Genomic DNA, 24194 nt, shown 5'->3' with positions numbered 1-24194 from the left:
TACCGACCCACAAAACCCGCCAAAGAATATACCGCACAAATTGAATATTTTTACAGACCTCGAAAAATAATCGAAATCAAATCGGGCGCGATAAACGCGCAGCCCGATGGGCGACGACAACACATCACCTGGAAAGCCATTGAAATGAGCGTTAGCGATTGGAACGATAACGATCTGGACCTTCTCGACCATTTGCTGGAACAAGAGCTGGACGTCTTGCCCCCGTCCCCCGCGCCCGTGGACGGCGGACGGATTCCGCGCGGCGACGCCGCCTCCGGCCCGCTGTCCTTTCAGCAGCAGCGGCTCTGGTTTCTACACCAGCTCAGCGCCGGCGCCGCCGCCTACAATATCTGCTCCGCCTTCCGCCTCAGCGGCGCCTTGCAGGCGGACGCGCTATGCCGGGCTTTCGATTGCGTGGTGACGCGCCACGCTTCCCTGCGCACCGCCATTCGCGAAGTGAACGGCGTGGCGACGCAAATCCCGCAGCCCGCCGGCCGCGCCTTTATCGATCGACTGGACTGGTCCGCCTTGCCGGCCGAAGAAGCCGCGTCCCGGCTGGAAACGCTGGCGCGCCGGGAAAGCGCTCACGCCTTCGACCTGTCCTCCGGCCAGCCGCTGCGCATCGCGCTGGTGAAGCTGGCGGCGGACGAACACGCGGTAGTGCTGACCCTGCACCACATCGTCGGCGACGCCTGGTCCCTGGCGGTGCTGATGGACGAAGCCGCCAGCGCCTACGCCGCGCTCAGCCGCGGCCGCGCGCCGGATCTGCCAGAGCTGCCCATCCAGTACCTCGACTACGCGCGCTGGCAGCACGCCTGCGGCCGACAAGACCGCTGGGATGCCGACCTCGCCTATTGGAAAACCCAGCTAGCCGGGCTGCCCACGCTGGAGCTGCCCACCGACAAGCCCCGGCCGCCGGTGCAAAGCTTCGACGGCGCCACCGTGGGCTTCGCCGTGCCCGCCGACACCGCGGAACGCCTGCGCCGGCTGGCGGCGGCCGAGCGCACCACGCTGTTCTGCCTGCTGCTGTCCGCCTTCCAGGCGCTGCTGGCGCGCCACGCCCGCCAGGACGATCTGGCCATCGGCACCTCGCTGGCCGGACGCGAGCGGGTGGAAACCGAGGCGCTGATCGGCTTCTTCGCCAATATGCTGGTGATCCGCGCCCGCATCGGCCCGGAAGACAGCTTCCGCCAGTTCGCCCGCAAGCAATCGGACGTCATGCGCGATGCCGTCGAACACGCCGCGGTGCCCTACGACCAGCTGGTCGGCGCACTGGGGCAAGCCAGCCGCGACCCCAGCCGCAACCCGCTGTTCCAGGTCGCCTTCACCCTGCTCAACATCCCGGCGGCGATGCCGACGCTGGACGGGCTGCGGCTGACCCCGGTGCTCAGCCAGGAAGCCGCCCGCTTCGACCTTGAGCTGTTCATGCGCGAGACCGAGGACGGCCTGTCCGGCGCCTTCTCCTACAACACCGCGCTGTTCGAGCGGCTCTCCGTCGAGCGTTTCGCCGAACAACTGGTGATTCTGCTGGACGCCGCCAGCCGCCAGCCGGACGCGCCGCTGGCCGCGCTGCCGCTGACCACGCCGCAACAGGCCGCCTCCCTGCTGACGCTGCCGCTGCGCGCCGCCGCGCGCGATGGCGAACCGGTGCACCGCGCCTTCAGCCGTTTTGCCGCGATGCAAGCCGACGCCGCGGCGCTGCGCTGCGACGGCAGGGAGCTCAGTTACGGCGAACTGGAACGGCTGTCGGACGCCGCCGCGCGGCGGCTGGCCGCTGCCGGCGTGCGGCCCGGCGATCCCGTCGGCCTGTGGCTGACGCCCTCGTTCGAACTGATGATCGGCGTGCTGGCCGCGCTCAAGGCCGGCGCCGGCTATGTGCCGATGGACCCGGCCTATCCGGCCGACCGCATCCGCTACATCCTGGAGGACAGCGGCGCGCGCGCCGTGCTCAGCACCGAGGCGCTGGCACCTACGCTGCCGCCCTTCGCCGGCCCGCTGCTGACTCTGGACGCGGCGGAGCCCGCGCCGTCGGCGGCGCTGCCGGCCGGCGACGACCCGGACGGCCTGGCCTACATCATCTACACCTCCGGCTCCACCGGCCGGCCTAAAGGCGTGGCGGTCAGCCACCGCAACTGCGCCCGGCTGTTCTCCAGCAGCGCCGAGCTGTTCCAGTTCGGCCCGCGCGAAGTGTGGACGCTGTTCCACTCCTACGCCTTCGACTTCTCCGTGTGGGAAATCTGGGGCGCGCTGGCCCACGGCGGCGTCCTGCTGATTGTGCCGCCGCTGCTGGCCCGCTCCTCGGATGCCTTCTACCAGCTGTTGTGCGAGGAAAAAGTCACCGTGCTGAGCCAGACCCCGTCGGCCTTCCGCCAATTGATGGCCGCCGAGGAGGCAAACCCGCGCGAAGGCGATCTGGCGCTGCGCTACCTCGTCTTCGGCGGCGAGGCGCTAGACCTCAGCAGCCTGGAGCCCTGGCTGGACCGTCACGGCGACGACTACCCGCGGTTGATCAATATGTACGGCATCACCGAAACCACCGTGCACGTGACCTTCCGCCGCATCGGCCTGCCCGAGATCAAGCGCAAGCTGGGCAGCGTGATCGGCGCGCCTCTCCCCGACCTGTGCATCCGCCTGCTGGACGATGCGCTGCAGCCGGTGCCGCCGGGCATGGTGGGCGAAATCCACGTCGGCGGCGCCGGCGTGGCGCTGGGCTACGTCAATCAGCCGGAGCTGAGCGCCCAACGCTTCATGCCGGACCCACACCTGGACAGCGGCCTGCGCTTCTACCGCAGCGGCGATCTGGCCCGCGTCACCCCGCGCGGCGAACTGGAATACCGCGGCCGCGCCGACCAACAGGTCAAGCTGCGCGGCTTCCGCATCGAAACCGCCGAAATCCAGGCCTTGCTCAGCCAGCACCCAGCGGTGGCGGAAGCCGCCGTGGTGGTGCGCGGCGAAGGCGATCAGGCGCGTCTGGTCGCCTATGTCGCCAAGCGTAGCGGCCTGGAAGCCGCCGCCGCCAAGGACAAGGAAAAGGGCTGGCTGCCCGCCTTCGACATGATCTACGAGGACGCGCCAGCCGAGAACGCCGACCTTGATCTGGTCGGCTGGACCGACTCCTACGACAACGCCCTGATTCCCGCCGCCCACATGCGGCGCTGGCGCGACGAGATCCTGAGCCGCATCCGCGCGTTGCATCCGCGCCGGGTGCTGGAAATCGGCGTCGGCAGCGGCATGCTGTTGCTCGCCGTCGCCCCGGACAGCGAGCGCTACCACGGCCTGGACTTCTCCGCCCGCGCGCTGGAACGCCTGGGCCGCACCGTGGCCGCGCGCGGCCTGAACCAGGTGAAGCTGGAGCGGCGCGAAGCCCGCGACCTGGCCGGCCTGCCGGACGACTTCGACACCGTGATCATCAATTCCGTGGCGCAATACTTCCCCGACGCCGCCTACTTCCTGGACGTGGTGGACCAGGCGCTGGCGCGGCTGCGTCCGGGCGGCAAACTGCTGCTGGGCGACCTGCGCCACCTGGGCATGCTGCGGCACTTCCAGGCCAGCCGCCTGCTGCACCGCCTGCCCGCCGTCGCCCGCCCGACGCGGGCGGAACTGCGCCGTCAACTGGACGCGCTGATCGCGGAAGAAAAGGAACTGCTGGTGGACCCGGCGCTGTTCCGCCGGCTGGCGCGCCGCCGCGGCGACATCGCCGCGATAGAAATCCGCCTGAAAGAAGACGGCGGCGACTGCGAACTGACCACCTATCGCTACGACGTGGTGCTGAGCAAGGGCTCGCCTAAGGCCGCTCCCGCCCCTGATGCGCGGCGCCCGCGGTCCGGCCTGGCCAACCGCCGCGCCGCCGAGGTCAACCGCTTCCTCGCCTGGCTGGATCTGGACGCGGCCGACGACGAAACCGCCGACGGCCAGCCCTGGCGGGCGCAAGCGCTGTCTGACGTCACCGAGGCCGCCGAGCCCGCGGAGCTGTTGGCGGCTGCCGCCGCCGACGGCCTGGCCGCGCGCCTCTGCTGGAGCGAAAACGCCGCCGACGGCCGGTTCGACCTGGCGCTGGCCGCCACCGCCGACGCCTTGCCCGCGCTGCCGCTGGAGCGGCTGGACGGCGGCGACGACGGCGAGCCCGCCGACTGCTTCAACACCCCGGCGCAAAGCCAGCCGCGCGACGCGCTGGGGCCGGAATTGCGCCGTCATCTCGCCGCGCGGCTGCCCGACTACATGCTGCCCGCCGCCTTCGTCACGCTGGACAAGCTGCCGCTGACCCATAGCGGCAAACTGGATTGGCGCGCGCTGCCCGAACCCGGCCAGTCCGAACAAGGCGGCGTCGATGCCGGTGCGCCGCCGCGCAGCCGCGCCGAAAGCGAAGTGGCCCGCATCTGGGGCGAAGTGCTGGGCGCCGGCGGCCTGGGCCGCGAACAAAACTTCTTCGAAGCCGGCGGCCATTCGCTGCTGGCCACCCGGGTCATGTCCCGGCTGCGCGCAGAATTCGGCGTCGAACTGCCCCTGCGCACCTTGTTTGAACACCCGACGGTGGCCGAATTCGCCGTTGCCCTGGCGGAACGCGTTGAGCTGGAAGACCCGGCCGCGTCGGCTTCCGCGCCGGAGCGCCGCATCCCCCTGGCGGACCGCTCGCGGCCGCTGCCGTCCTCCTTCGCCCAGCAACGCTTCTGGTTCCTGGAGCGGCTGGACCAGAGCGAAAACGGCGTCTACAACATCGCCCAGGGCCTGCGCCTGCGCGGCCGCCTGAGCCTCCCCGCGCTGCGCGCCGCGCTGGCCGGCGTGGTCCGCCGCCACGAGGCGCTACGCACCCGCTTCGAACTGAGCGACGGCGAGCTGCGGCAAATCGTCGAAAACGGCGACGGGCCGGAACTGCAAGAACAGACGCTGCGCGTGACCGCCGGCGAGAGCCTGGAAACGGCGCTGAACCGCGCCGCCGAAGCCTTCGCCAGACCTAAATTCGACCTGGAGGCCGCGCCGCCGCTGCGCTTCGCCCTGCTGCGCATCGCTCCGGACGACGCCGCTTTGCTGATCGCGCTGCACCACGCCCTGTCCGACGGCTGGTCGCTGGGGGTGCTGGTGCGGGAGTTCGGCGAACTGTACGCCGCCGCGCTGGAGCAACGCCCGCCCCGCCTGCCCGCCCTGCCCATCCAATACGGCGACTTCGCCCAATGGCAACGCGACGCCCTGGCCGGCGAGCGCTTCGAACACATGCTGGCGCGCTGGAAAACGCGCCTGGCCGACGCCCCGGCGGAACTGGAACTGCTGGGCGACCGGCCGCGCGGCATGGGCGCCATCGGCCGTCCGCGCCGTGGGCGCTTCGTCCGCTTCGGCTTCTCGCCGGCGGAAACCCAGAGCCTGCGCCGGCTGGCCGAACGCGCTGGCGGCACGCTGTTCATGGTGTTGCTGGCCGGCTACGCCGAATTGCTGTCGCGCTACAGCGGCCAGCGCGACCTGGTGATAGGCAGCCCCATCGCCAACCGTCAGCACGCGGACCTGGAGGGCCTGATCGGCTGCTTCGTCAACACCCTGGCGCTGCGCGTCGACTTGGCCGGCGCGCCCAGCGCGCTGCAATTGCTGGCGCGGGTGCGCGATGTGGTGCTGGAAGCCTACGAACTGCAAGACCTGCCCTTTGAAACCATCGTCGACGCGCTGCGGCTGGATCGCTCGCTGACGCGCAACCCGCTGTTCCAGACCATGCTGGTGCTGCAAAACGCGCCGCTGGACACCCTGCGCCTGCCGGGGCTGGAGCTGGAAACGCTGTCCAGCGACGACAGCTCCCCGCGCTTCGACCTGACCCTGACCCTGCACGAAGCCGACGGCGGCCTGCAGGCGATGCTGGAATACGACGTCGACCTGTTCGAGGAAGCCGGCGCGCGCCGCCTGGCCTCCCGCTTGCAACGCTTGCTGCTGACCATGGCCGCGCAGCCGGAGCAAGCGCCGTCGCGCCTGCCGCTGCTGGACGCGGACGAAACCAGGCTGCTGCTGGAACAAGACGGCGAAGCGGCATCCGCGCCGGCCACCCTGCTGCCCCTGATCGAGGCCAGCGCCGCCGCCGCGCCGGAGGCGACGGCCTTGAGCGACGAGCGCCGCAACCTGAGCTACGGCGAACTCAACCGCCGCGCCAATCAACTGGCGCGACGCCTGCTCGCCCTCGGCGTCGGCCCGGAAGACATCGTCGCCATCGCGCTGCCGCGCTCCGCCGATACCGTGGTGGCCTTGCTGGCAGCGTTGAAAGCCGGCGCGGCCTATCTTCCGCTGGACTTGGACTACCCTCCGGCCCGCATCGCCTTCATGTTGAAGGACGCCGCCCCGCGCTGCGTGCTGACCCTGAGCGACGCAACGCTGCCGGACGGCGCGGCGCGGCTGGATCTGGACGACCCGGCCTTGCAAGAGCACCTGGCCTCGCTGCATGACGGCAACCCCGCCGACAGCGAGCGCGTCCGCCCGCTGCGGCCCAGCCACCCCGCCTACCTGATCTACACCTCGGGTTCCACCGGCGCCCCCAAAGGCGTGGTGATCCAGCACGGCAATCTCCACGCCTCCACCGCCGCCCGGCTCGCCTTCTATCCTGCGGAGCTGTCGCGCCCGGGCACCGCCTTCCTGCTGCTGCCCTCCTTCTCCTTCGATAGCTCGGTGGCGCTGCTGTTCTGGTCGCTGGCCTGCGGCGGCCGGCTGATCGTCAGCCGCGCCGGCGGCCAGTTGGAACCCGGCTATCTGGCCGGCCTGGTGGAACGCGAGCGGGCCGACGTCTGGCTCAGCCTGCCCTCGCTGTACCGGACCGTGGCGCAAGCCCAGCCCGCCGGCTGGGGCGGATCGCTGCGCGCGGTGCTGTTCGGCGGCGAAGCGGTAACGGCCGGCGACCTGATAGGCGAGGGCCGACGCTTCTACAACGAATACGGCCCCACCGAGGCCACCGTCTGGGGCACCGCGACGGAAATCGCCTTGCGCGACGGCCAGCCCGTCGACATCGGCCGCGCCATCCCCGGCTACCGCGCCTACATCCTGGACGAGGCGCTGCAGCCGACGGCGCCCGGCCTGGCCGGCGAACTCTATCTCGCCGGCCCCGGCGTCGCCCGCGGCTATCTGCGCCGCCCGCGGCTGACCGCGGAACGCTTTCTCCCCAACCCCTTCCGGGACGGCGAGCGGATCTACCGCACCGGGGACCGCGCCCGCTGGCTGGCCGACGGCCGCATCGAATATCTGGGTCGCGGCGACCAACAGCTGAAGCTGCGCGGCTACCGCATCGAAACCGGCGAGATCGAAGCCGCGCTCAGCGCGCAGCCCGGCATCGCCGCCGCCGCGGTGGCCTTGCACCACGCGCCGCCCGCCGCCGCGCGGCTGGTGGGCTATCTGGTGCCGACGAACGGCGAGATCGACACCGCCGCGCTGCGCAGCGCGCTGGCGGAGCAATTGCCGGAATACATGATTCCCACCGCCTGGGTCAGCCTTCCAGCCCTGCCGCAAACGCCCAACGGCAAGCTGGACCGCCGCGCGCTGCCGGCGCCGGAACTGGCCGCGCGCGCCTACCGCGCGCCGAGCACCCCGCTGGAAGAACAACTGGCCACGCTGTTCGCCGCCACCCTGGGCCTGCCGAGCATAGGCGTGGACGACAGCTTTTTCGACATGGGCGGCCACTCGCTGCTCACGCTGCAACTGCTGTCCCGCGTCCGCGAGGAACTGGGCGTGGAGCTGCCGCTGGCCTCGCTGTTCACCTCCGGCACCGTCGCCGAGTTCGCACGGCTGGTTCAGGAGGCCGGCCAAGCCACCCCGCCGTCGGTGCTGGTACCGATACGCACGGACGGCGACGACGCCACCTTGCTGTTGGTCCACGATGGTTCCGGCCAGATCATCGGCTATCAAAAACTGGTGGAGCGGCTGTCGCCGCGCTGGCGCGTCTACGGCCTGCAAGCGGCGGGGCTGGACCCGGCCGTCGCGTCCGACGACAGCGTGGCGGCCATGGCCGCGCGCTACGCCGCAGCGGTGCTGCAAGCCGGCCTGTCCGGACCGTTGATCCTGGCCGGCCACTCCTTCGGCGCGGCGGTGGCGGCGGAACTGGCGCGGCGGTTGGTCGAGACCGGCGCCGAAGTCAGCCTGCTGGCAGCGCTGGACGCGCCGCCGCGCCCGGACGCCGGCTTCCTGAGTGAACTGCCCCAGGACGAGGCCGGGCTGCTGCACTATATGAGCCGCACCGTGGAAATCGCCACCGGCAAAGCGCTGGCCGTCTCGGAAGACATGCTGCGTCCGCTGGACCGAGCCGGCCGCTTCGCGCTGCTGAGCCGGCGGGTGCAAGACTCCGGCCTGTTCCCGCAAGGCATGGACCCGCGCCGGGTGGAAGCCATGTTCGATGTCTACCGCGCCAACCTGCTCAGCCTGCGCGGCCACCAGCCGCGGCCCGCGCTCTGCCCGGTGGCGGTGTGGGTCACCGACGGCCTGGCCACCGCCACGGCCGGACCGGCCGACCTGGGCTGGTCCGACTACGCCGCCGGCCCGGTCCAAGTATTCCGCGCCGCCGGCGAACACGCCGACATGCTGCGCGAGCCACATGCGGCCAGCCTGGCGGAGAGCCTGGAGAGCGCGATGAGGGCCCGCCATGTCTAAGCCCATGCCCGTCCAGCCCGCGCTCTGGCGCGACCGGCGCTTTCTCTGGCTCTCCGCCGCCTGGTTCTGCGCCATCCTGGGCCAGCAGACCGCGCTGATCGCCCTGCCCTGGCTGGTGCTGCAACGGGGCGGCGACGGCCTCGCCCTCGGCCTGATCGTCACCGCCATGGAGCTGCCGCGCGCGGTGTTCATCATCGTCGGCGGCGCGGTGGCGGACCGGTACTCGCCGCGGCGGGTGTTTCAGTGCTCGCTGCTCTGCTGCGCGGCGCTGCTGGCCCTGCTCGGCTACGCCGCCTACCGCGGCGGCCTGCCGCTGGCCTGGCTCTACCCCTTCGCCGCGGCGATGGGCGTGGTCGCCGCCTTCACCGGGCCTTCCGCCGCCGCTCTGCTGCCCAACACCGTGCCGGAAGAAAAGCTGCAACAGGCCAACTCCGTGTTCATGGCGGTCAACCAGCTCACCTTGCTGACCGGCCCCATGCTGGCCGGTGCGCTGATAGCCCTGCCCGGCGTCCGCGCCGGCGGCGGCCTGGGCCTCGCTTTCCTGCTGGGCGCCGCCTGCTTCCTGAGCGCCGGCCTGATGCTCAGCCGCCTGCGGCCGCGCGCAGCCCCCGCACAGGCGCCATCGGCGCAATCGGCCGCCGGCATACTGCGCGCCATCCGCCGCGGCGCCGCCTGGACCTGGGGCGACGCCGCCCTTCGCGCGCTGTTCTTCTACTGGGCGGTGATCGCCTTCCTGACCGCCGGCCCCATCCAGATCGGCCTGCCGCTGCTGGTCAAAACCGCGATGGGCCTGGACGCCGGCCACTTCGGCACCCTGCTGTCCGCGCAAGGCGCCGGCAGCCTGCTGGGCATGGCCCTGCTCAGCCTGCTGCCGCTCAAGGCCCTGGGCCGGCTGGGATGGATGGTATTCTGCGCCGACGCTCTGATGGGCGCGCTGATCATCGGCCTGGGTCTGTCTCCCGCGTTTGCCGTCAGTTGCGCGATGATGTTCCTGATCGGCCTCTTGGGCGGCCTGGTTCAAGTTCGTCTGATGGCCTGGATCCAGGCCCGCATCCCGGCGGAAATGCGCGGCCGGGTCATGAGTTTTTTGATGTTCATGATGGCGGCGGTCACGCCCTTGTCCACCACGCTGGCCGGCGTGAGCCTGGCGTCCGCGCCGGTGCGCGCCTTGTTCGCCGGCGCCGGCCTGCTGCTGATCGGCGTCGCCGTGCTGGCGCTGTGCAGCCCCCGGCTGCGCGCCATCGGCGCGCCCGGCGGCTCAGGCCCGGCGGAGCTCCGCCCCAACCCTTCACTGCAAACAGGAGACTGAATCGATGCACCCCTCACCCTGGCTCCAGCGCCAGCCCGGCAGCCAGCCGCCGCGGCTGCGCCTGTACTGCTTTCCCTACGCCGGCGGCCATGCCGGCGCCTATGCCGGCTGGCAAGGCAAGCTGCCTCCCGAAGTGGAGGTCTGCGCCGCGCAACTGCCCGGCCGCGCCGCCCGCTTCCGCGAAGCCGGCTTCAAGGCGCTGCCGCCGCTGGTGGACGCGCTGGCGCGGGAGCTCCCGCTGGACGACGCCCCGCCTTTCGTCTTCTTCGGCCACAGCATGGGCGGGCTGATCGCCTTCGAATTGACGCGGCTGCTGCGCGCCCAAGGCCGGCCCCTGCCGCAGCGGCTGATCGTGTCCGGCTGCGACGCGCCGCAACACCGCCAGCCGCCCCGCATGCTGCACCGGATGGACAACGACGGTTTCATCGACGCGCTGCGCGACTACAACGGCACTCCGGCGGAAATCCTGGCCAATCGAGAAATGATGGACCTGCTGCTGCCCACCCTGCGCACTGACTTCGAACTGGTGGAAACCTATCGCTACCAGCCGGCCCCGCCGCTCTCCCTGCCCATCACCGTGCTGGCCGGGCGCGGCGACCGACAACGCCTGCCGGAGCAAACCGAAGGCTGGCAGCGGGAAACCACCTCGCCCACGCGCGTCCACTGGTTCGACGGCGACCACTTCTTCATCGCCAGCGCGCGCGACGCCGTGCTAGCCCATCTCAACAGCGAACTCGCCGACGCGCTGAGCAATCACGCCGCCTCCATGCCGGACCTCGCCTAAGAACCTGTTCAAAGTCTGCTGCGCGACGTGAAGCGTTGCACGATGAGTACAAGCTCAAAATGCTCATGTACCCCTCGCACATTCCGCTTTTTCGCTCGTTTTCGCCTTGTCTCGCCCTGGCTCGCGAGACTTTGAACAAGCTCCTAATCAACGACCAAAGCCCCGGAAGGGGCTTTGGCGTGAAAACCAGCTTAGCATGTTGGCATGAAACGACATTCCCAATCCGCCAGGCCATGTCCGTGTGAAATTTTTTTCAAAAATGCTTGACGCTCAAAAGCCGGATCTATATTATTCCGCTTCTCGCAAGACACAACGTCTCGCGAAACAGCGCACCCGTAGCTCAGTTGGATAGAGTATTTGGCTACGACCAGAGGGTCGGGCGTTCGAATCGCTCCGGGTGCGCCACACTAGTGTCCCTATAGTTTAGCGGTTAGAACACCGCCCTTTCACGGCGGTAGCCGGGGTTCGATTCCCCGTGGGGACGCCACTAGCACCCGTAGCTCAGTTGGATAGAGTATCTGGCTACGAACCAGAGGGTCGGGCGTTCGAATCGCTCCGGGTGCGCCCCATTTGAGTCCCTATAGTTTAGCGGTTAGAACACCGCCCTTTCACGGCGGTAGCCGGGGTTCGATTCCCCGTGGGGACGCCAGCTTTCTCAAAAAGCCCGTCATGGCAACATGACGGGCTTTTTGTCATTTCGGCCCCGCCTCAGAACGTGTTTACGATCTCGCGAGCTAAGGCGGGACAAGGCGAAAACAGCTGAGAAAGCGGAGTGTACACATGGCACATGATCATTTCGAAGCCGTTTTCAACACCGTATCGCCGACGCGCAGCAGATCGTAAACAGGTTCTCTCAGCCCTCCGCCCAGGCCAGCGTTGCCGCATAGCCCTCCGGCGCTTCCAAGGCCCAGGCCCGCGTCGACGGCCAGCGGCCAGGCTCGGCAATGCTCAAAGGCAGTTCGCCCCGCGTCAGTTTGGTGGCGGCGAAAGCGGACAGATGCTGAGCAATGCCCACGCCCCAGGCTTTCAGCACCGCCTCCTTGATGGTCCACAATTGAAAAAAAGCCCCCACGTCCCGGCCGTGCCCGCATAGCTCAAGCTCCACCGGCTGCAAGGTCTGCTCAGCCAGCGCCGGCACGTCGCGCATGGGCTGCACCGTTTCAATGTCCACCCCCACCTGCCCGCCGCGCGCGATGGCGATCAGCGCGTAAGCGCCGGAATGGGACACATTGAAGGCAGGCGCTCCAGGCCAAGCCAAGACCGGCTTGCCGTGTTCGCCCAGCTCAAACACCAGCGCGTCCGGCGCCAGGCCGGTCTCTTGCGCCAACAGCCGTCGTAAAGCCAGCCGGGTCAGAGCGAACTGCAACTGATTGATGGTGCGCAGATAGCGCAAGCAACGCTTGCGCTCATCCTGGCTCAAGCCCGCCAGCAGCGCCTCGTCCACCGGCCAGTCCACATCCAGCCGCACGCGGTGCAAGTTCAAGACCTGTGGCGCGCCCGCCGGGCAAGGCAAGGGCTTGATCAAAGCGTTCAGTTCCATCCGCCTCTCCGCGCAAAACCGCCATTATCCCCGGCCTGCGCCGGCTCGGCCATGCCGTTTTGTGACCCCCGCGCCACAGGCCCGCCCTTTTCGTTCGCCTCGCGGCCTTGTCCAGCTTGAATTCGATAATGAGAATCGTTACCATTTGGCCATGGATAAATTCATGCAAGCCCACACCGCCTCCAAGTCCGGCTCCGGAACCGGCGCTGCCAGCCTGTCGCCAGTGCTGCGCAGCTGCGAGCTGTTCGCCAAAGGCAAGGAAATCCTGATCGAACATCAGGGCGAGATGTACCGCTTGCAGTTGACCCGCAACGGCAAGCTCATCCTGATCAAATAGGTCCCAGACCACACACACCGCAAGCCAGCCAAAATCAGCCAGCCAGCGGAAGCACCCAACCTTAGGAAGTTTGGAGTTTCCATGGCCTTATTTCGCGCCACCCCCTTGGTTTTGAGCCTGGCCGCAGCCTGGCCCGCGCTGGCGGCAACGCCGGCGGAACTGGAGACCGTTCAGGTCACCGCTCACCGCAGCAGCAAACCGCTGGCGGAAACCGCCCCCAACGCCAGCGTGATCTCGCGCCACAAACTGGACGATCAACTGGTGCGCGACATCGCCGACGCGGTCAAATACGAACCCGGCGTGGAAGTGGCCACCGATCCGGCGCGCCGCGGCAACGCCGGCTACACCATCCGCGGCATAGACGGCAACCGCATCCTGATGCTGATCGACGGCATCCGCCTGCCGGAGTCCTATGCCGGCGGCGGCAGCAATAACGGAGCCGTTTCCGGCCGCGACTACGTGGAACTGGAAACCCTGCGCGCCATCGACATCGTCAAAGGCCCCACCTCCAGCCTGTACGGCTCCGACGCCATCGGCGGCGTGGTGGGCTACCGCACCAAGACCGTGGACGATTTCGTCCCGGAGGAGCAAGGCGTGGGGGGCAGCGTCAAGGGCTTTGGCGGCACCGCCGATAATGGCTGGGGCAGCAGCGCCGGCGTGGGCGTCAAGGGCGAGCGCAGCGATCTGATGGTGCTCTACACCCACCGCAACGGCCATGAAACCGATAATCAGGGCAATAACGACAGCAGCGGCACGCTGCGCACCAAGCCGAATCCTCAAAGCTGGGACAGCGACAATGTGCTGGCCAAGCTGGGCTTCAAGCCGGCCGCCAATCAGCGGCTGGAGTTGACGCTGGAGCACTACCGGCGCGACACCGACAGCAATCTGCTCAACGCCTTGGGCCCCGCCCGACGCAATGTCTACGTCGTCACCAACAATCAGGCCAAAGACCGCACCCAGCGCGACCGCGCGTCGCTGGCCTGGGAAGGCAAGCAGCTGGGCGCTTTCGACCGGCTGGCGGTGAAAGCCTACTATCAGAAGCTGGACAATGCCGACACCAACACGGAATGGCGCAGCAACGGTCTGCGCATCTTGTCCGACTACGGCTTCAAGCAGGATAGCTATGGCCTGACCCTGGAAGCCGAGCACAATTTCCAGGCGCTGTCCGCCAAACACCAGCTCTTGTGGGGCGCGGACTTGAGCCGCACCGACACCAGCCGTCCGCGCATCAAGACCCAATACAATCCAAACGGCAGCACCAGCAATATCGTCGACGGGGAAACCTACCCCAACAAGACCTTCCCGGATAGCCGCTCCGAGCGCATCGGTCTCTTTGTCCAGGACGAGATCAAGTTCGGCAACGGCTTGGTGGCCTCGCCCTCTCTGCGTTGGGACCACTACAAGATGACGCCGCAGCCGGACCAGGCCTTCGCCAACGGCAACTCCAAGAACTATCAGGTGCCCACCTTCAAGGACAGCGCCTTCTCGCCCAAGCTGGGCCTGAGCCTGCCGTTCGCCGATCACTACACCGGCTTCCTGCAGTTCTCCTCCGGCTTTCGCGCGCCGCCGTTCGACGACGCCAATATGGCCTTCACCAACCTGATTCAACGCTATCAAGTGCTGCCCAACCCCAATCTCAAGTCTGAAAGCAGCCAGGGCGTGGAACTGGGGCTGAAAGGCCAGTGGGACAGCGTTGACTTCGGCGTCACCGCCTATGCCAACCGCTACAAGGACTTCATCGATCGTGCCGACATCGGCATGATCAACGGCTTGTCCGCCTTCCAATACCAGAACATCGGCGAAGTCGAGATCAAGGGCGTGGAAGGCCGCGCCGCCTGGCGCTTCGCGCCGAGCTGGCGCGCGATGGCGTCCATCGCCTACACCCATGGCCAGAACAAGCAGAAGAACGAGCCCTTGGCCAGCATTACCCCGCTGAACGCCACGCTGGGCCTGCGCTATGACCAAGCCGTCTTCGGCGCCGAAGCCTTGCTGAAACTGGCGAGCGCCAACAACCGCCTGCCCAATATCGAGCAACTGGGCAGCAGCCAGACCTCCCCGCCGTTCAAGGCCCCCGGCTACGCCGTGCTGGACCTGACCGCTTACTGGAAGCCGGCCAAGAACACGGTGCTGCGCGCCGGCGTGTTCAACGTCTTCGACCAGAAATACTGGAAAGCCGCCGACGTGCGCGGCAAGACCAGCAGCGACCGCACGCTGGACCTGTTCACTCAGCCTGGCCGCAATGTCAGCGCCAGCGTCGAATACACCTTCTGACCGCGAGCGCCCGCCCCTTGGCGGGCGCCCGCCTTTGATCGCTCCAAGGAGAACCCGAATATGACCGACTTCAGCCAGCTGTGGGATCGCTTCCAAATCCTGAAAGCCAGCCAGCCGAAACTGCGCGCGCGCGACGCCGCCGACGCGCTGGGGGTCAGCGAAGCCGAGCTGGTGGCCGCCGATCCGGCGAGCCAAGCCCTGCAGCCGCATTGGAACGACATCTTGAGCCAGATCGGCCACCTGGGCCCGGTGATGGCGCTAACGCGCAATCACGCTTGCGTGCATGAAACCACCGGCGATTACCGCAATGTGCAGATCGACGGCAAGATCGGCCTGGCCATCAACCCGGTCATCGACCTGCGCATTTTCCTGTTCCATTGGCAGCACGCCTTCGCGGTCACCACGACCGGCGCGCGCGGCGAACAGCGCAGCCTGCAATTCTTCGACCGCTTCGGCGAAGCGGTGCACAAGATCTATCTCACCGCCAATAGCGACGTGATCGCCTACCAGCGCCTAGTGGAGGCCTTCGCCGCGCCCAAGACAGCGCTGCGGATAGACCCTCTGGAAGCCCAAGCGGAGGAGCTGGACGACGAGGCCATCGACAAGGCCGGCTTCCAGCAGGAATGGCGGAGCCTTAAAGACGTGCACGCCTTCCACCCCTTCCTGCGCCGCTGGGGCGTGTCCCGTCAACAAGGCTTTCGCCTGGCGCCTGAAGGCCAGGCCTGGCGCGTGCTGCCGGAAGCGGTGGAGCAATTGCTGCGCCGCGCCGCCCATATCGAAGCCCCCATCATGGTATTCGCCGGCAACCGCGGCATGATCCAGATCCACACCGGACCGGTGCGCAATGTGCAGATCGTCGGCAACTGGCTCAATGTGCTGGACTCTCACTTCAACCTGCATCTGCGCACCGATCTGATTGCCGAGGCTTGGGTCACCCGCAAGCCGGGCGACCACGGCGTGGTGACCTCGCTGGAACTGTTCGACGACCAGGGCCTGTCGCTGGCCACTTTCTTTGGCGAGCGCAAGCCAGGCCAAGCGGAACGCGTGGAATGGATCAAACTGCTGGGCGAACTGCCGGTACTGGAGCGCGCCGATGTCGCCTAAATTCGCCTTCGCCGCTCTGCTGGGCCTGGCTGCCGCTTTGCCCGTCTGGGCAGCACAACGCATCGTGGTCATGACTCCCGACATCGCCGATATCGTAGTGGCGCTGGACGCCGGCAAGGAAGTCGTCGGCCGCGACCGTTCCAGCAAAGCGCCGGCTTTGGCCCAGGCGCAAGTGGTGGGTTTCTCCCGCGCGCTGAACGCCGAAACCATCGCCCGGCTCAAACCCACTCTGGTGTTGGGCAGCGCCGAGGCGCAACCGCCCACGGTGTGGGCCCAGCTGCGCCAATTGCAGGTGCGCGCCGAGGAAGTGACGCGCCGCGAGGACGGCGCGGATTTCGCCGACGCGATCCGCAAAGTGGGGCAACTCTTGGGCCGCGACGCCCACGCCCAGCAACTGGCCAGCCGCTGGCAGCGCGAGATGACGCCGCGCCCGGCGCGCGGCGTGCGCTACTTGGTCAGCTATGACGGCCAACTGGTGGCCGGCCGCGACACCGCCGCCGACACCCTGATCCGCGCCGCCGGCGGCGTCAACGTCGCCAGCCAGTTGTCCGGCTTCAAACCGATGGCGCGCGACGCCTGGCAGAGCCTGCGGCCGGACGTGATCATTCTGGGCAGCCACACCGGCGCGGTGCACGGCGGCAAGGAGGCCTTCTCCAAACGGCCGGAAATCGCTTCCACGCCGGCCGGAAAACAAGGCCGCATCTACCTGCTGCCGGCCAAGGACGCGATGATGGTGGGCCTGAACAGCCCGGCGGTAGTCGATCAGATGGTGAAAATGTGAGCGCGCTGACCCTGGACGCCGCCACGCCCCACCGCGGCCGCTGCTTGTTGCTGGGCCTGATCGCCGCCAGCCTGCTGCTGCCGCTGTTGGCCTTGTCCAGCGGCGGCAACGGCCTGGCCTGGCCGGACTTCAACGATCCGCTGCTGACCCAGCTGCGGCTGCCGCGCATCGCCGCGGCGCTGGGCGTGGGCGCGGCGCTGGCCGCCAGCGGCGCTGCGCTGCAAGCCCTGTTTCGCAATCCGCTGGCCGACCCCGGCCTGATCGGCACCTCCAGCGGCGCGGCGCTGGCGGTGGTCGGCATGCTGGCCGTCGGCGCCGCCGGCCTGTCCTTGCCGCTGGCCGCCTTTGGCGGCGGCCTGCTGGCCACCTGGCTGATCCTGTTGCTGTCGCGGCTGGTCCGCGGCGGCCTGGCCGGTCTGCTGTTGATGGGCTTAGTGGTGGGCGCCTTCTGCGGCGCGGTCACCAGCCTGATGATTTTCATGTCCGACGACCTGACCCTGCGCGCCGCCACCAGCTGGCTGGCCGGCAATCTGTCCTCCGCTTCGTCGGAACGGCTGCTGGCCTGCCTGGGCGTAGCCGCTCTGGGCTTGCTGATCCTGATCGCGGTGGGCCGCGATCTGGACTGCCTGCTACTGGGCGAAGACGCCGCCCAATCCCTGGGCATCGACGTGCGTCGCACCCGCCGGCTCACCGCCGTCGGCGCGGCGCTGGCCACCGGCGGCGCGGTAGCGCTGTCCGGAGTGATCGGCTTCGTCGGCATGATGATCCCCAACGCGCTGGCCCTGCTGATGGGCGGCTGCCGCCGCAGGCTGATCCTGCTGTCGGCCTGGGCCGGCGCCTTGTTCCTGCTGGCGGTGGACACGCTGGCGCGCACCATCGCCTGGCCCATTGATCTGCCTGTGGGCCTGATGGCGGCATTCGCCGGCCCGCCGTTCTTCGTATGGCTGTTCCGGCGACAACAAAGGAGTCTGATCAATGGCTGAAACCACAACCCTGTGCGTGCGCCAGCTGGCCTGCGACATCGGCGGCAAGCGGATTCTGGACGACATCAACCTGGATTTGCCCACCGGCCGGGTCAGCGCGCTGCTAGGCCCCAACGGCGCCGGCAAAACCACCTTGATGCGGCTGCTGGCCGGCCTGGACACGCCCAGCGCCGGCGCGGTGCGCCTGGCCGGCCAGTGCGTCGGCCGCATGGAGCCGGCGGTGCGCGCCCGCCGCATCGCCTGGGTGCCGCAGCACATTCCCTCCGGCATTCCGCTGACGGTGCGCGAGTTCGTAATGCTGGGCCGCGTGCCCTACCTCGGCGCTTTCTCTCGCCCGCGGGTTGAGGACAAAAGCGCGGTGGCTGATGCCCTGGGCACGGTGGAGCTGGACGATTACGCCGACAAACGGTTGGATCAATTATCCGGCGGCGAACGCCAGCGCGCGGCCATCGCCCGCGCCTTGGCGCAGCAAGCGCCGGTGCTGCTGCTGGACGAGCCCACCAATCACCTGGACCTGCGCCACCAGCACCGCTTGCAACAACTGCTGCTGGAGCTGTCCCGCCAGGGCCGCACCGTGGTGCAGGTACTGCACGATCTGGCGCTGGCCGCCAGCTACGCCGACCACGTGGCCTTGCTGGAACAGGGCCGGCTGGTGGTGGCCGGCGCGCCGGAACAGGTGCTGACGCCGGAGCGGCTGCTGGCGGTCTACCGCTGGCCAGTGCGTTTGCAGCGCAACGGCAACGACTGGCAGGTCAACGCCGCCTTGGCGCAGGCACAAAAGCCCACGGCACTGGCAGCCGGGGCCTGAGAACCGGTTTACGATCTGCTGGGCCTTGTGGAGCGTTGCACGGTGAGCACCCCTTCGAAATGCTCATGCACCACTCGACCATTCCGCTTCCTCAGCCGTTTTCGTCTTGTCTCGCTCTTGCTCGCAAGAGCGTAAACACGCTCTGAGACCCGGTCCAAAAATAAAAACCCCCGGCTCGCGCAAGCAAGCCGGGGATTTTTCGCTATCGAGTTACGCTTATTTCAACGCGTAGATCGCCGGCAGATTGCGCCAGGCGCCGCGCACATCCATGCCGTAACCAAACACATAGCGGTCCGGTACGTCCAGACCGACGAAATCCGCCAGCATCGGTTTTTCCTTGCTGATCAGCTTGTTGGCGAACACGCCGCTGTAGAAGGCCTTGGCGCCCATGGCCATTACCTTGTCGCGGATCGCCGCCATGGTGTGGCCTTCGTCCAGGATGTCGTCCAACACCAGCACCACGCGGTCGCGCACATCTTCCTTGGGCGCTTGTTTCCACACCAGCTCGCCGCCCTGGGTCTTGTCGCCGTAGCGAGACACGTGAACGTAGTCAAAGTCCAGCGGGAAAGCCAGGCGCGGCAGCAACTGGCCGGTAAACACCACGGCGCCGCCCATCACGGACAAGACCAGCGGATAAGTTTCGCCCAGTTCCTCGGTGATTTCCACCGCCATGCGGTCAACGGCCGCGCTGACTTCCTCGGCGGTAAACAGCACGTCGGAGCTGTTGATCAGGCCACGGGCCTCGGCAATATTGGGCATGATGACTCCTTGATTCACACACGCAAACGCCGCTCTTGCCCATATCATCAAAAAACAGGAGCGGCGTGATTGAAAAAACGATTAGTTCTTGGCCAGCGAGCGCAGATAGGCGGCGAACTCGGCGCCCACCTCATGATGCTGCAAACCGTAATTGACCGTGGCTTTAAGATAGCCCAGCTTGGAGCCGCAGTCGTAACGCACGCCCTTGAACGGCAGCGCCAACACCGGCTCGTCCTTCATCAGCGCCGCGATGCCGTCGGTCAGCTGGATTTCGCCGCCGGCGCCGGCCGTGGTGTTGACCAACTTGTCGAAGATGCGCGGGGTCAGGATGTACCGGCCCACCACCGCCAGATTGGACGGCGCCACTTCCGGACGCGGCTTTTCCACAATGTGCTCGACTTGCTGATGGCCGCGCGCGTCCGGCGCCACCTTGACGATGCCGTAGGAACTGGTTTCTTCCGGTGCCACGGTTTCCACTCCCAGCACCGAAGCATGGGTTTCGTCGAACAGCTTGACCATCTGCTCCATCGCGCCCGGCGCGCCTTCAATCAGGTCGTCGGCCAGGATCACCGCGAACGGCTCGTCGCCTACCACCGGTCGCGCGCACAGCACGGCGTGGCCCAGCCCAAGCGCCTCGGTCTGACGGATGAAAATGCAGGACACCGACGGCGGAATAATGCCCTGAACGGTTTCCAGCAGCTTCTGCTTGTTCTTGTTTTCCAGTTCGGTTTCCAGCTCGTAAGCCTTGTCGAAATGGTCTTCAATCGAACGCTTGTTGCGGCCGGTAATGAAAATCAGCTCGGTCATGCCCGCGGCAATCGCCTCTTCCACCGCGTACTGGATCAGCGGTTTGTCCACCACCGGCAGCATTTCCTTGGGGCTGGCCTTGGTGGCCGGCAGGAAGCGGGTGCCCAGCCCGGCAACGGGAAAGACCGCTTTCGTGATTTTTTTCATACCCATTTCTCGTTAACAAGCGTTGACAGGCGCGCATTCTACCGCGCCGCGGCCCGCTGGTGAAAGTCCCAGCCTCACAAACCGGCGGGAAAACCCCGCGCCAGCGCCTGAGCCGCGCTTTCCAGCACCGGCCCCCAAACGCCGGCCTCCGCCTGACGCCAGACCCGCATCGAGTCGTACCACGGGGCTCGCTCGCCGGCGGCCAGGAAGAAGGGCGCGCTTTCCGCGCGCATCAATACCCAAACCGGCTTGCCCATCGCCCCGGCCAGGTGGGCGACGGCGGTATCCACGGTGATCACCAGATCCAGCTCCGCCACCCAGGCGGCGGTGTCGGCGAAATCGCTCAAGGCCGGCGTGGCCAACAAACCTTGCAAAACCGAAGGCGGCTCGCCCGGCTGCAGGGAAACAAAATCGATGCCCGGCAGCCGGCACAGCGCGGCGAACTCTTCCGGCGGCACCGATTTGTGGCGACGCCAATGATCGGCCTTGCCCACGCCCCATTGCCCGCTCTCCCACACTACGCCGACGCGCGGACGGCCGCCGCTGCGAGGCGGGATTGTCGCGGCCGGCGTCGCAGCCAGATAAGGCTGAGCCGGCAGATTGTCCAAGGTGACGCCCAATACGCCGGGCAAGGACATCAGCGGCAGTTGGCAATCGAACACCGGCGCGGCCTCCGGCTCCAACAATTCCACGCCGTCGAATTGAGCGAACAGGCGGTGGAAGGTTTTGGGGCAGGCCAACAGCAGGCGCGCCCGCGGGTGCTCGGCTCGCAACCGCGGCAGGAAACGCGCCATCTGCAGGCTGTCGCCCAAGCCCTGTTCAGCCCAGAGCAGCAAGGTGGATGCGCCCAGCGCCTCGCCTTGCCAGCGCCGATCGCGGTGACGCGGCTGCAGAATGGCCTCCCAGCGCGCCTCGTAATACGGCCAGGCCTCGGCGTAGCGGCCGGCCAGCAATAGCGCGATGGACAGGCTGAAACGCAGATTGGCGTCTTCCGGGTCCAGTTCCAGACCGCCTTGCAGCACAGCGATGGCGTCGTCCAGCAATAAGGCGCAGGTGCAGGCATAGCCCAGGTTGTTGCATCGCGCTGGACTGACGCCGGCCAGCTCGATGGCGCGCAAATGGCAGGCGATGGCTTCCTGATATTGCAAGCGGTGCTGCAAAACCACGCCCAGGTTGCTCCAGGCGTCCGCATGCTCGGGCTCCGCCGCCAGCGCCTCGCGCAACAGCGCCTCCGCCAGCTCCAATTCGCCCAATTCCTTGAGCAGCACTGCCAGATTGCATTTGATGTTGACGGACTGCGGATTGAGCGCGGCGGCCGCCAGGTAGTCGTCCAGCGCGCGCGCGCTGTCGCCTTGGCGCAGGCGGGCGTTGGCGCGGTTGGCCAGCGCCTGCCAATCCTTGGCGTTCCGCCTCAGACATTGATCAAACGCCTGCTCCGCCTCGCGCCAGCGGCCTTCCGCCGCGAATTGATTGCCTTGTTCGAAGGCTTGGTCCGCCATATCCGCTCCTTGGCTTACTCTCCGGCCAGCAAGGCTTGCAAGCCGGCTTCGTCCAAAATCGCCACGCCCAGTTCTTCCGCCTTGGCCAGCTTGCTGCCGGCCTCCGCTCCCGCGACGACGTAATGGGTTTTCTTGGAGACGCTGCCGGACACCTTGCCGCCGGCGGCCTCTATCAGCTCCTTGGCCTGATCCCGGCTCATGGACGGCAACGTGCCGGTCAGCACCAGGGTCTTGCCTTCCAGCACGCCAGCCGACGCGGCTTGCGCCGGCAGCGCCGCCAGGATCTCGTCAACCAAGGCGGCCAGGGCGCGCAGGCTGTCGCGCTTGCCCGGCAAATCAAGCCAGTCGGCCAGCGCGTTGATCACCTCGGCCGGCAACTCCAGATCCAGCAGTGCGCGCCGCTCGCGTTCGGCCAAGGCGGCCAGGCCGTCTATCTGCGCCGCCAATTGCTGGCTGCGCACCTCGGTCAAACGCGGAATGTCCAGCCGCGCCAGCAACACGGCCGGCTGTAGGCGCTCGGCCAGGCGCGGGGACGGCGCGTGCTCGTCGGCCGGGGCGACATGACTCAACAACGCGTCCAGCGCGGCTTCGTTATTGGCTTCGGCGAAAAAGTCCGCCAGCGATTCCGCCACCACGCCGCCGATATCCGGCAACGCCGCGAACAAGGCCGCCGGCGAACGGCGGATCAAGCTCATCGTCCCCAGCCAATCGGCCAGGGTTTTGGCGGTGGATTCGCCCACATGGCGGATGCCCAGCGCGAATAACAACCTCGCCAGCGGCGGCCGTCGGCTGGCGGCGATCGCCTCGATCAGGTTTTCCGCCCACTTGCTCGCCACCTTGCCCGCCTTGACGGTTTCCGGAGTCACGCCTTCGTCCTCATCGGCGCGGCGCTTCATCTCCAGCAAGTCTTCCAGCGTCAGCCGATACAGATCGGCCACGCCACGCACATAGTCGTACTCCACCAGCTTGTCGATATAGCGTTCGCCAAGACCGTCGATATCCATCATGCGGCGGCCGGCGAAGTGCTGAATCGCCTGGCTGCGCTGCGCGCGGCAGGACAAGCCGCCTGAGCAGCGCGCCACCGCCTCGCCCTCTTCGCGCACCACGTGGCTGCCGCATACCGGACAGACCGCCGGCAAACGATAGGCGGGGTATTGCGGCGTTTCGCCGGCGCTGAACAGATCGCCTCCGGCTGCCGGCTGCATTGGCCGGCGCTCCAGCACCACCGACACCACCTCGGGGATCACATCGCCGGCGCGGCGCACAATCACGGTATCGCCGACGCGCACATCCTTGCGCCGCGCCTCGTCCTCATTGTGCAGGGTAGCGTTGGTGACGGTGACGCCGCCGACGAACACCGGCTTCAAGCGCGCCACCGGGGTGATGGCGCCGGTGCGGCCCACTTGCTCCTCGATCGCCTCAACTTGAGTCAGCGCCTCCTCGGCCGGAAACTTGTGGGCGATGGCCCAGCGCGGCGCGCGCGACACAAAGCCCAGTTCATCCTGCAAGGCGCGCTGGTTGACCTTGTACACCACGCCGTCGATATCGAAAGGCAGGCCGGGACGTCGCTGCCTCACCTGCTCGTAATAAGCGATCAAGCCATCCACGCCGCGCACCACCGGCCGCAAATCCTCGGCCACCACCGGGAAGCCCAGCTCGCGCAACCAGGCCATTTCAGCGCTGTGGCTGGCCGGCCAGTCCGCGCCTTCCACCTGAGCGATGGAATAGGCGAAGAAGGACAAGCGGCGCTGAGCAGTGATGCGCGAATCCAGCTGACGCAGGCTGCCGGCAGCGGCGTTGCGCGGATTGGCGAAGGTCTTGTCGCCGCGCGCCGCCTGCTCGGCGTTGAGCTTGTCGAAGTCCTGTTTCAGCATCAACACTTCACCGCGCACTTCCAGCAGGCTGGGCACGGCGGCCCCAGCCGGCAAACGCAGCGGAATCGCGCGCACGGTACGGATGTTCTCGGTGACGTTTTCGCCCGTCACGCCGTCTCCGCGAGTAGCCGCCTGGACCAGCACGCCGTCGCGGTAAAGCAGAGAGATCGCCAGGCCGTCGAACTTGGGCTCTGTGGCGTACTCCACCTCCGCGGCGTCCAGGCCCTTGCGCACCCGCTCATCGAACTGCAGCAGTTCCTCATGGCGCTGTTCGCGCTCGCTCAGCTGCATATCGGAAAACGCGTTGGACAGCGACAGCATGGGCACGCTGTGGGTCACTTGCTGGAACTCGTCCAGCGGCGCGCCGCCGACGCGTCGGGTAGGCGAATCCGCGCTCGCCAGTTCCGGGTGCTCCTGTTCCAGCTGCTGCAGCTCCCGGAACAAGCGGTCATATTCGGCGTCCGGCACCGTGGGCGCGTCCAGCACATAGTATTCGTGGCCGTAGCGATTCAGCAGTTGATGCAGTTCGGCTACGCGCTGTTGCGGGGTGAGGGTGTTCATGTTCAGTCGGGCTCAAACAGAAAAAGCCGGCG

Annotated in this window: 14 protein-coding genes and 4 tRNA genes; 13 read left to right on the top strand and 5 right to left on the bottom strand. The window is 67.5% G+C overall.

Annotated elements, in window-relative coordinates:
* Positions 1 to 144: 144 nt before the first annotated feature.
* From hmlG to BR71_RS13265, 7 genes are all read left to right on the top strand, one after another.
* Positions 145 to 8598, top strand: coding sequence for a jagaricin-like haemolysin non-ribosomal peptide synthetase HmlG (gene hmlG / locus BR71_RS13295; RefSeq protein ID WP_043638060.1), 8454 nt, complete (start codon positions 145 to 147; stop codon positions 8596 to 8598).
* Positions 8591 to 9907, top strand: a complete 1317-nt coding sequence (hmlH, locus tag BR71_RS13290; RefSeq protein WP_081862653.1) for a jagaricin export MFS transporter HmlH — start codon at positions 8591 to 8593, stop codon at positions 9905 to 9907. Before hmlG ends, hmlH begins: the two co-directional genes overlap by 8 nt.
* 4 nt (positions 9908 to 9911) lie before the next feature.
* A complete protein-coding gene (locus tag BR71_RS13285) occupies positions 9912 to 10691 on the top strand; it encodes a thioesterase II family protein (protein ID WP_052370554.1) in 780 nt (259 codons plus the stop codon).
* 329 nt (positions 10692 to 11020) lie between these two features.
* Positions 11021 to 11096 (top strand) — tRNA-OTHER (locus BR71_RS13280).
* A gap of 7 nt (positions 11097 to 11103) precedes the next feature.
* Positions 11104 to 11178: transfer RNA gene (locus BR71_RS13275), tRNA-Glu, on the top strand.
* A 3-nt stretch (positions 11179 to 11181) separates the two neighbouring features.
* A tRNA-Arg gene (locus BR71_RS13270) sits at positions 11182 to 11255 on the top strand.
* Between the two features lie 10 nt (positions 11256 to 11265).
* Positions 11266 to 11340 (top strand) — tRNA-Glu (locus BR71_RS13265).
* Between the two features lie 204 nt (positions 11341 to 11544).
* Here BR71_RS13265 and BR71_RS13260 read toward each other — a convergent pair.
* The gene (locus tag BR71_RS13260; RefSeq protein ID WP_052370553.1) at positions 11545 to 12231 is read right to left on the bottom strand and encodes a 4'-phosphopantetheinyl transferase family protein; all 687 of its coding nucleotides are present in this window, start codon (positions 12229 to 12231) and stop codon (positions 11545 to 11547) included.
* Between the two features lie 163 nt (positions 12232 to 12394).
* Between BR71_RS13260 and hemP the strand changes: the two genes are divergently transcribed.
* The 6 genes from hemP to BR71_RS13230 all read left to right on the top strand — a co-directional run bounded on the left by hemP (position 12395) and on the right by BR71_RS13230 (position 18515).
* Positions 12395 to 12568 (top strand): hemin uptake protein HemP, encoded by a 174-nt coding sequence (gene hemP / locus BR71_RS13255; RefSeq protein WP_081555510.1) that lies wholly within the window; start codon positions 12395 to 12397, stop codon positions 12566 to 12568.
* 81 nt (positions 12569 to 12649) lie between these two features.
* Positions 12650 to 14839 (top strand): TonB-dependent hemoglobin/transferrin/lactoferrin family receptor, encoded by a 2190-nt coding sequence (locus BR71_RS13250; RefSeq protein ID WP_043638055.1) that lies wholly within the window; start codon positions 12650 to 12652, stop codon positions 14837 to 14839.
* Positions 14840 to 14899: 60 nt separating this feature from the next.
* Positions 14900 to 15943: a hemin-degrading factor gene (locus tag BR71_RS13245; RefSeq protein ID WP_043638053.1), complete on the top strand. Its 1044-nt coding sequence runs from the start codon at positions 14900 to 14902 to the stop codon at positions 15941 to 15943.
* The gene (locus tag BR71_RS13240; RefSeq protein WP_043594143.1) at positions 15933 to 16724 is read left to right on the top strand and encodes a heme/hemin ABC transporter substrate-binding protein; all 792 of its coding nucleotides are present in this window, start codon (positions 15933 to 15935) and stop codon (positions 16722 to 16724) included. The genes BR71_RS13245 and BR71_RS13240 overlap by 11 nt, the downstream gene beginning before the upstream one ends.
* Positions 16721 to 17707, top strand: a complete 987-nt coding sequence (locus BR71_RS13235) for a FecCD family ABC transporter permease (RefSeq protein ID WP_052370552.1) — start codon at positions 16721 to 16723, stop codon at positions 17705 to 17707. The genes BR71_RS13240 and BR71_RS13235 overlap by 4 nt, the downstream gene beginning before the upstream one ends.
* A complete protein-coding gene (locus BR71_RS13230; RefSeq protein ID WP_052370551.1) occupies positions 17700 to 18515 on the top strand; it encodes an ABC transporter ATP-binding protein in 816 nt (271 codons plus the stop codon). The genes BR71_RS13235 and BR71_RS13230 overlap by 8 nt, the downstream gene beginning before the upstream one ends.
* Positions 18516 to 18731: 216 nt before the next feature.
* Here BR71_RS13230 and BR71_RS13225 read toward each other — a convergent pair whose 3' ends face one another.
* The 4 genes from BR71_RS13225 to ligA form a co-directional block, all read right to left on the bottom strand.
* Positions 18732 to 19274, bottom strand: a complete 543-nt coding sequence (locus BR71_RS13225) for a hypoxanthine-guanine phosphoribosyltransferase (RefSeq protein ID WP_019103182.1) — start codon at positions 19272 to 19274, stop codon at positions 18732 to 18734.
* An 81-nt stretch (positions 19275 to 19355) separates the two neighbouring features.
* Entirely contained in the window at positions 19356 to 20228 is an 873-nt protein-coding gene (gene galU / locus BR71_RS13220) for a UTP--glucose-1-phosphate uridylyltransferase GalU (protein ID WP_043638050.1), read from the bottom strand.
* Between the two features lie 74 nt (positions 20229 to 20302).
* Positions 20303 to 21727 carry a tetratricopeptide repeat protein gene (locus BR71_RS13215; RefSeq protein ID WP_043638048.1) on the bottom strand — a complete coding sequence of 475 codons (1425 nt, stop codon included), beginning with the start codon at positions 21725 to 21727 and terminating at the stop codon, positions 20303 to 20305.
* A gap of 14 nt (positions 21728 to 21741) precedes the next feature.
* A complete protein-coding gene (gene ligA / locus BR71_RS13210; protein ID WP_043638045.1) occupies positions 21742 to 24162 on the bottom strand; it encodes an NAD-dependent DNA ligase LigA in 2421 nt (806 codons plus the stop codon).
* Positions 24163 to 24194: the final 32 nt, after the last annotated feature.

The organism is Chromobacterium haemolyticum DSM 19808, from assembly GCF_000711885.1.
GTDB lineage: Bacteria > Pseudomonadota > Gammaproteobacteria > Burkholderiales > Chromobacteriaceae > Chromobacterium > Chromobacterium haemolyticum.
Note: the sequence above shows the minus strand (reverse complement) of the source record. Positions and strands in the feature narration are given on the sequence as shown.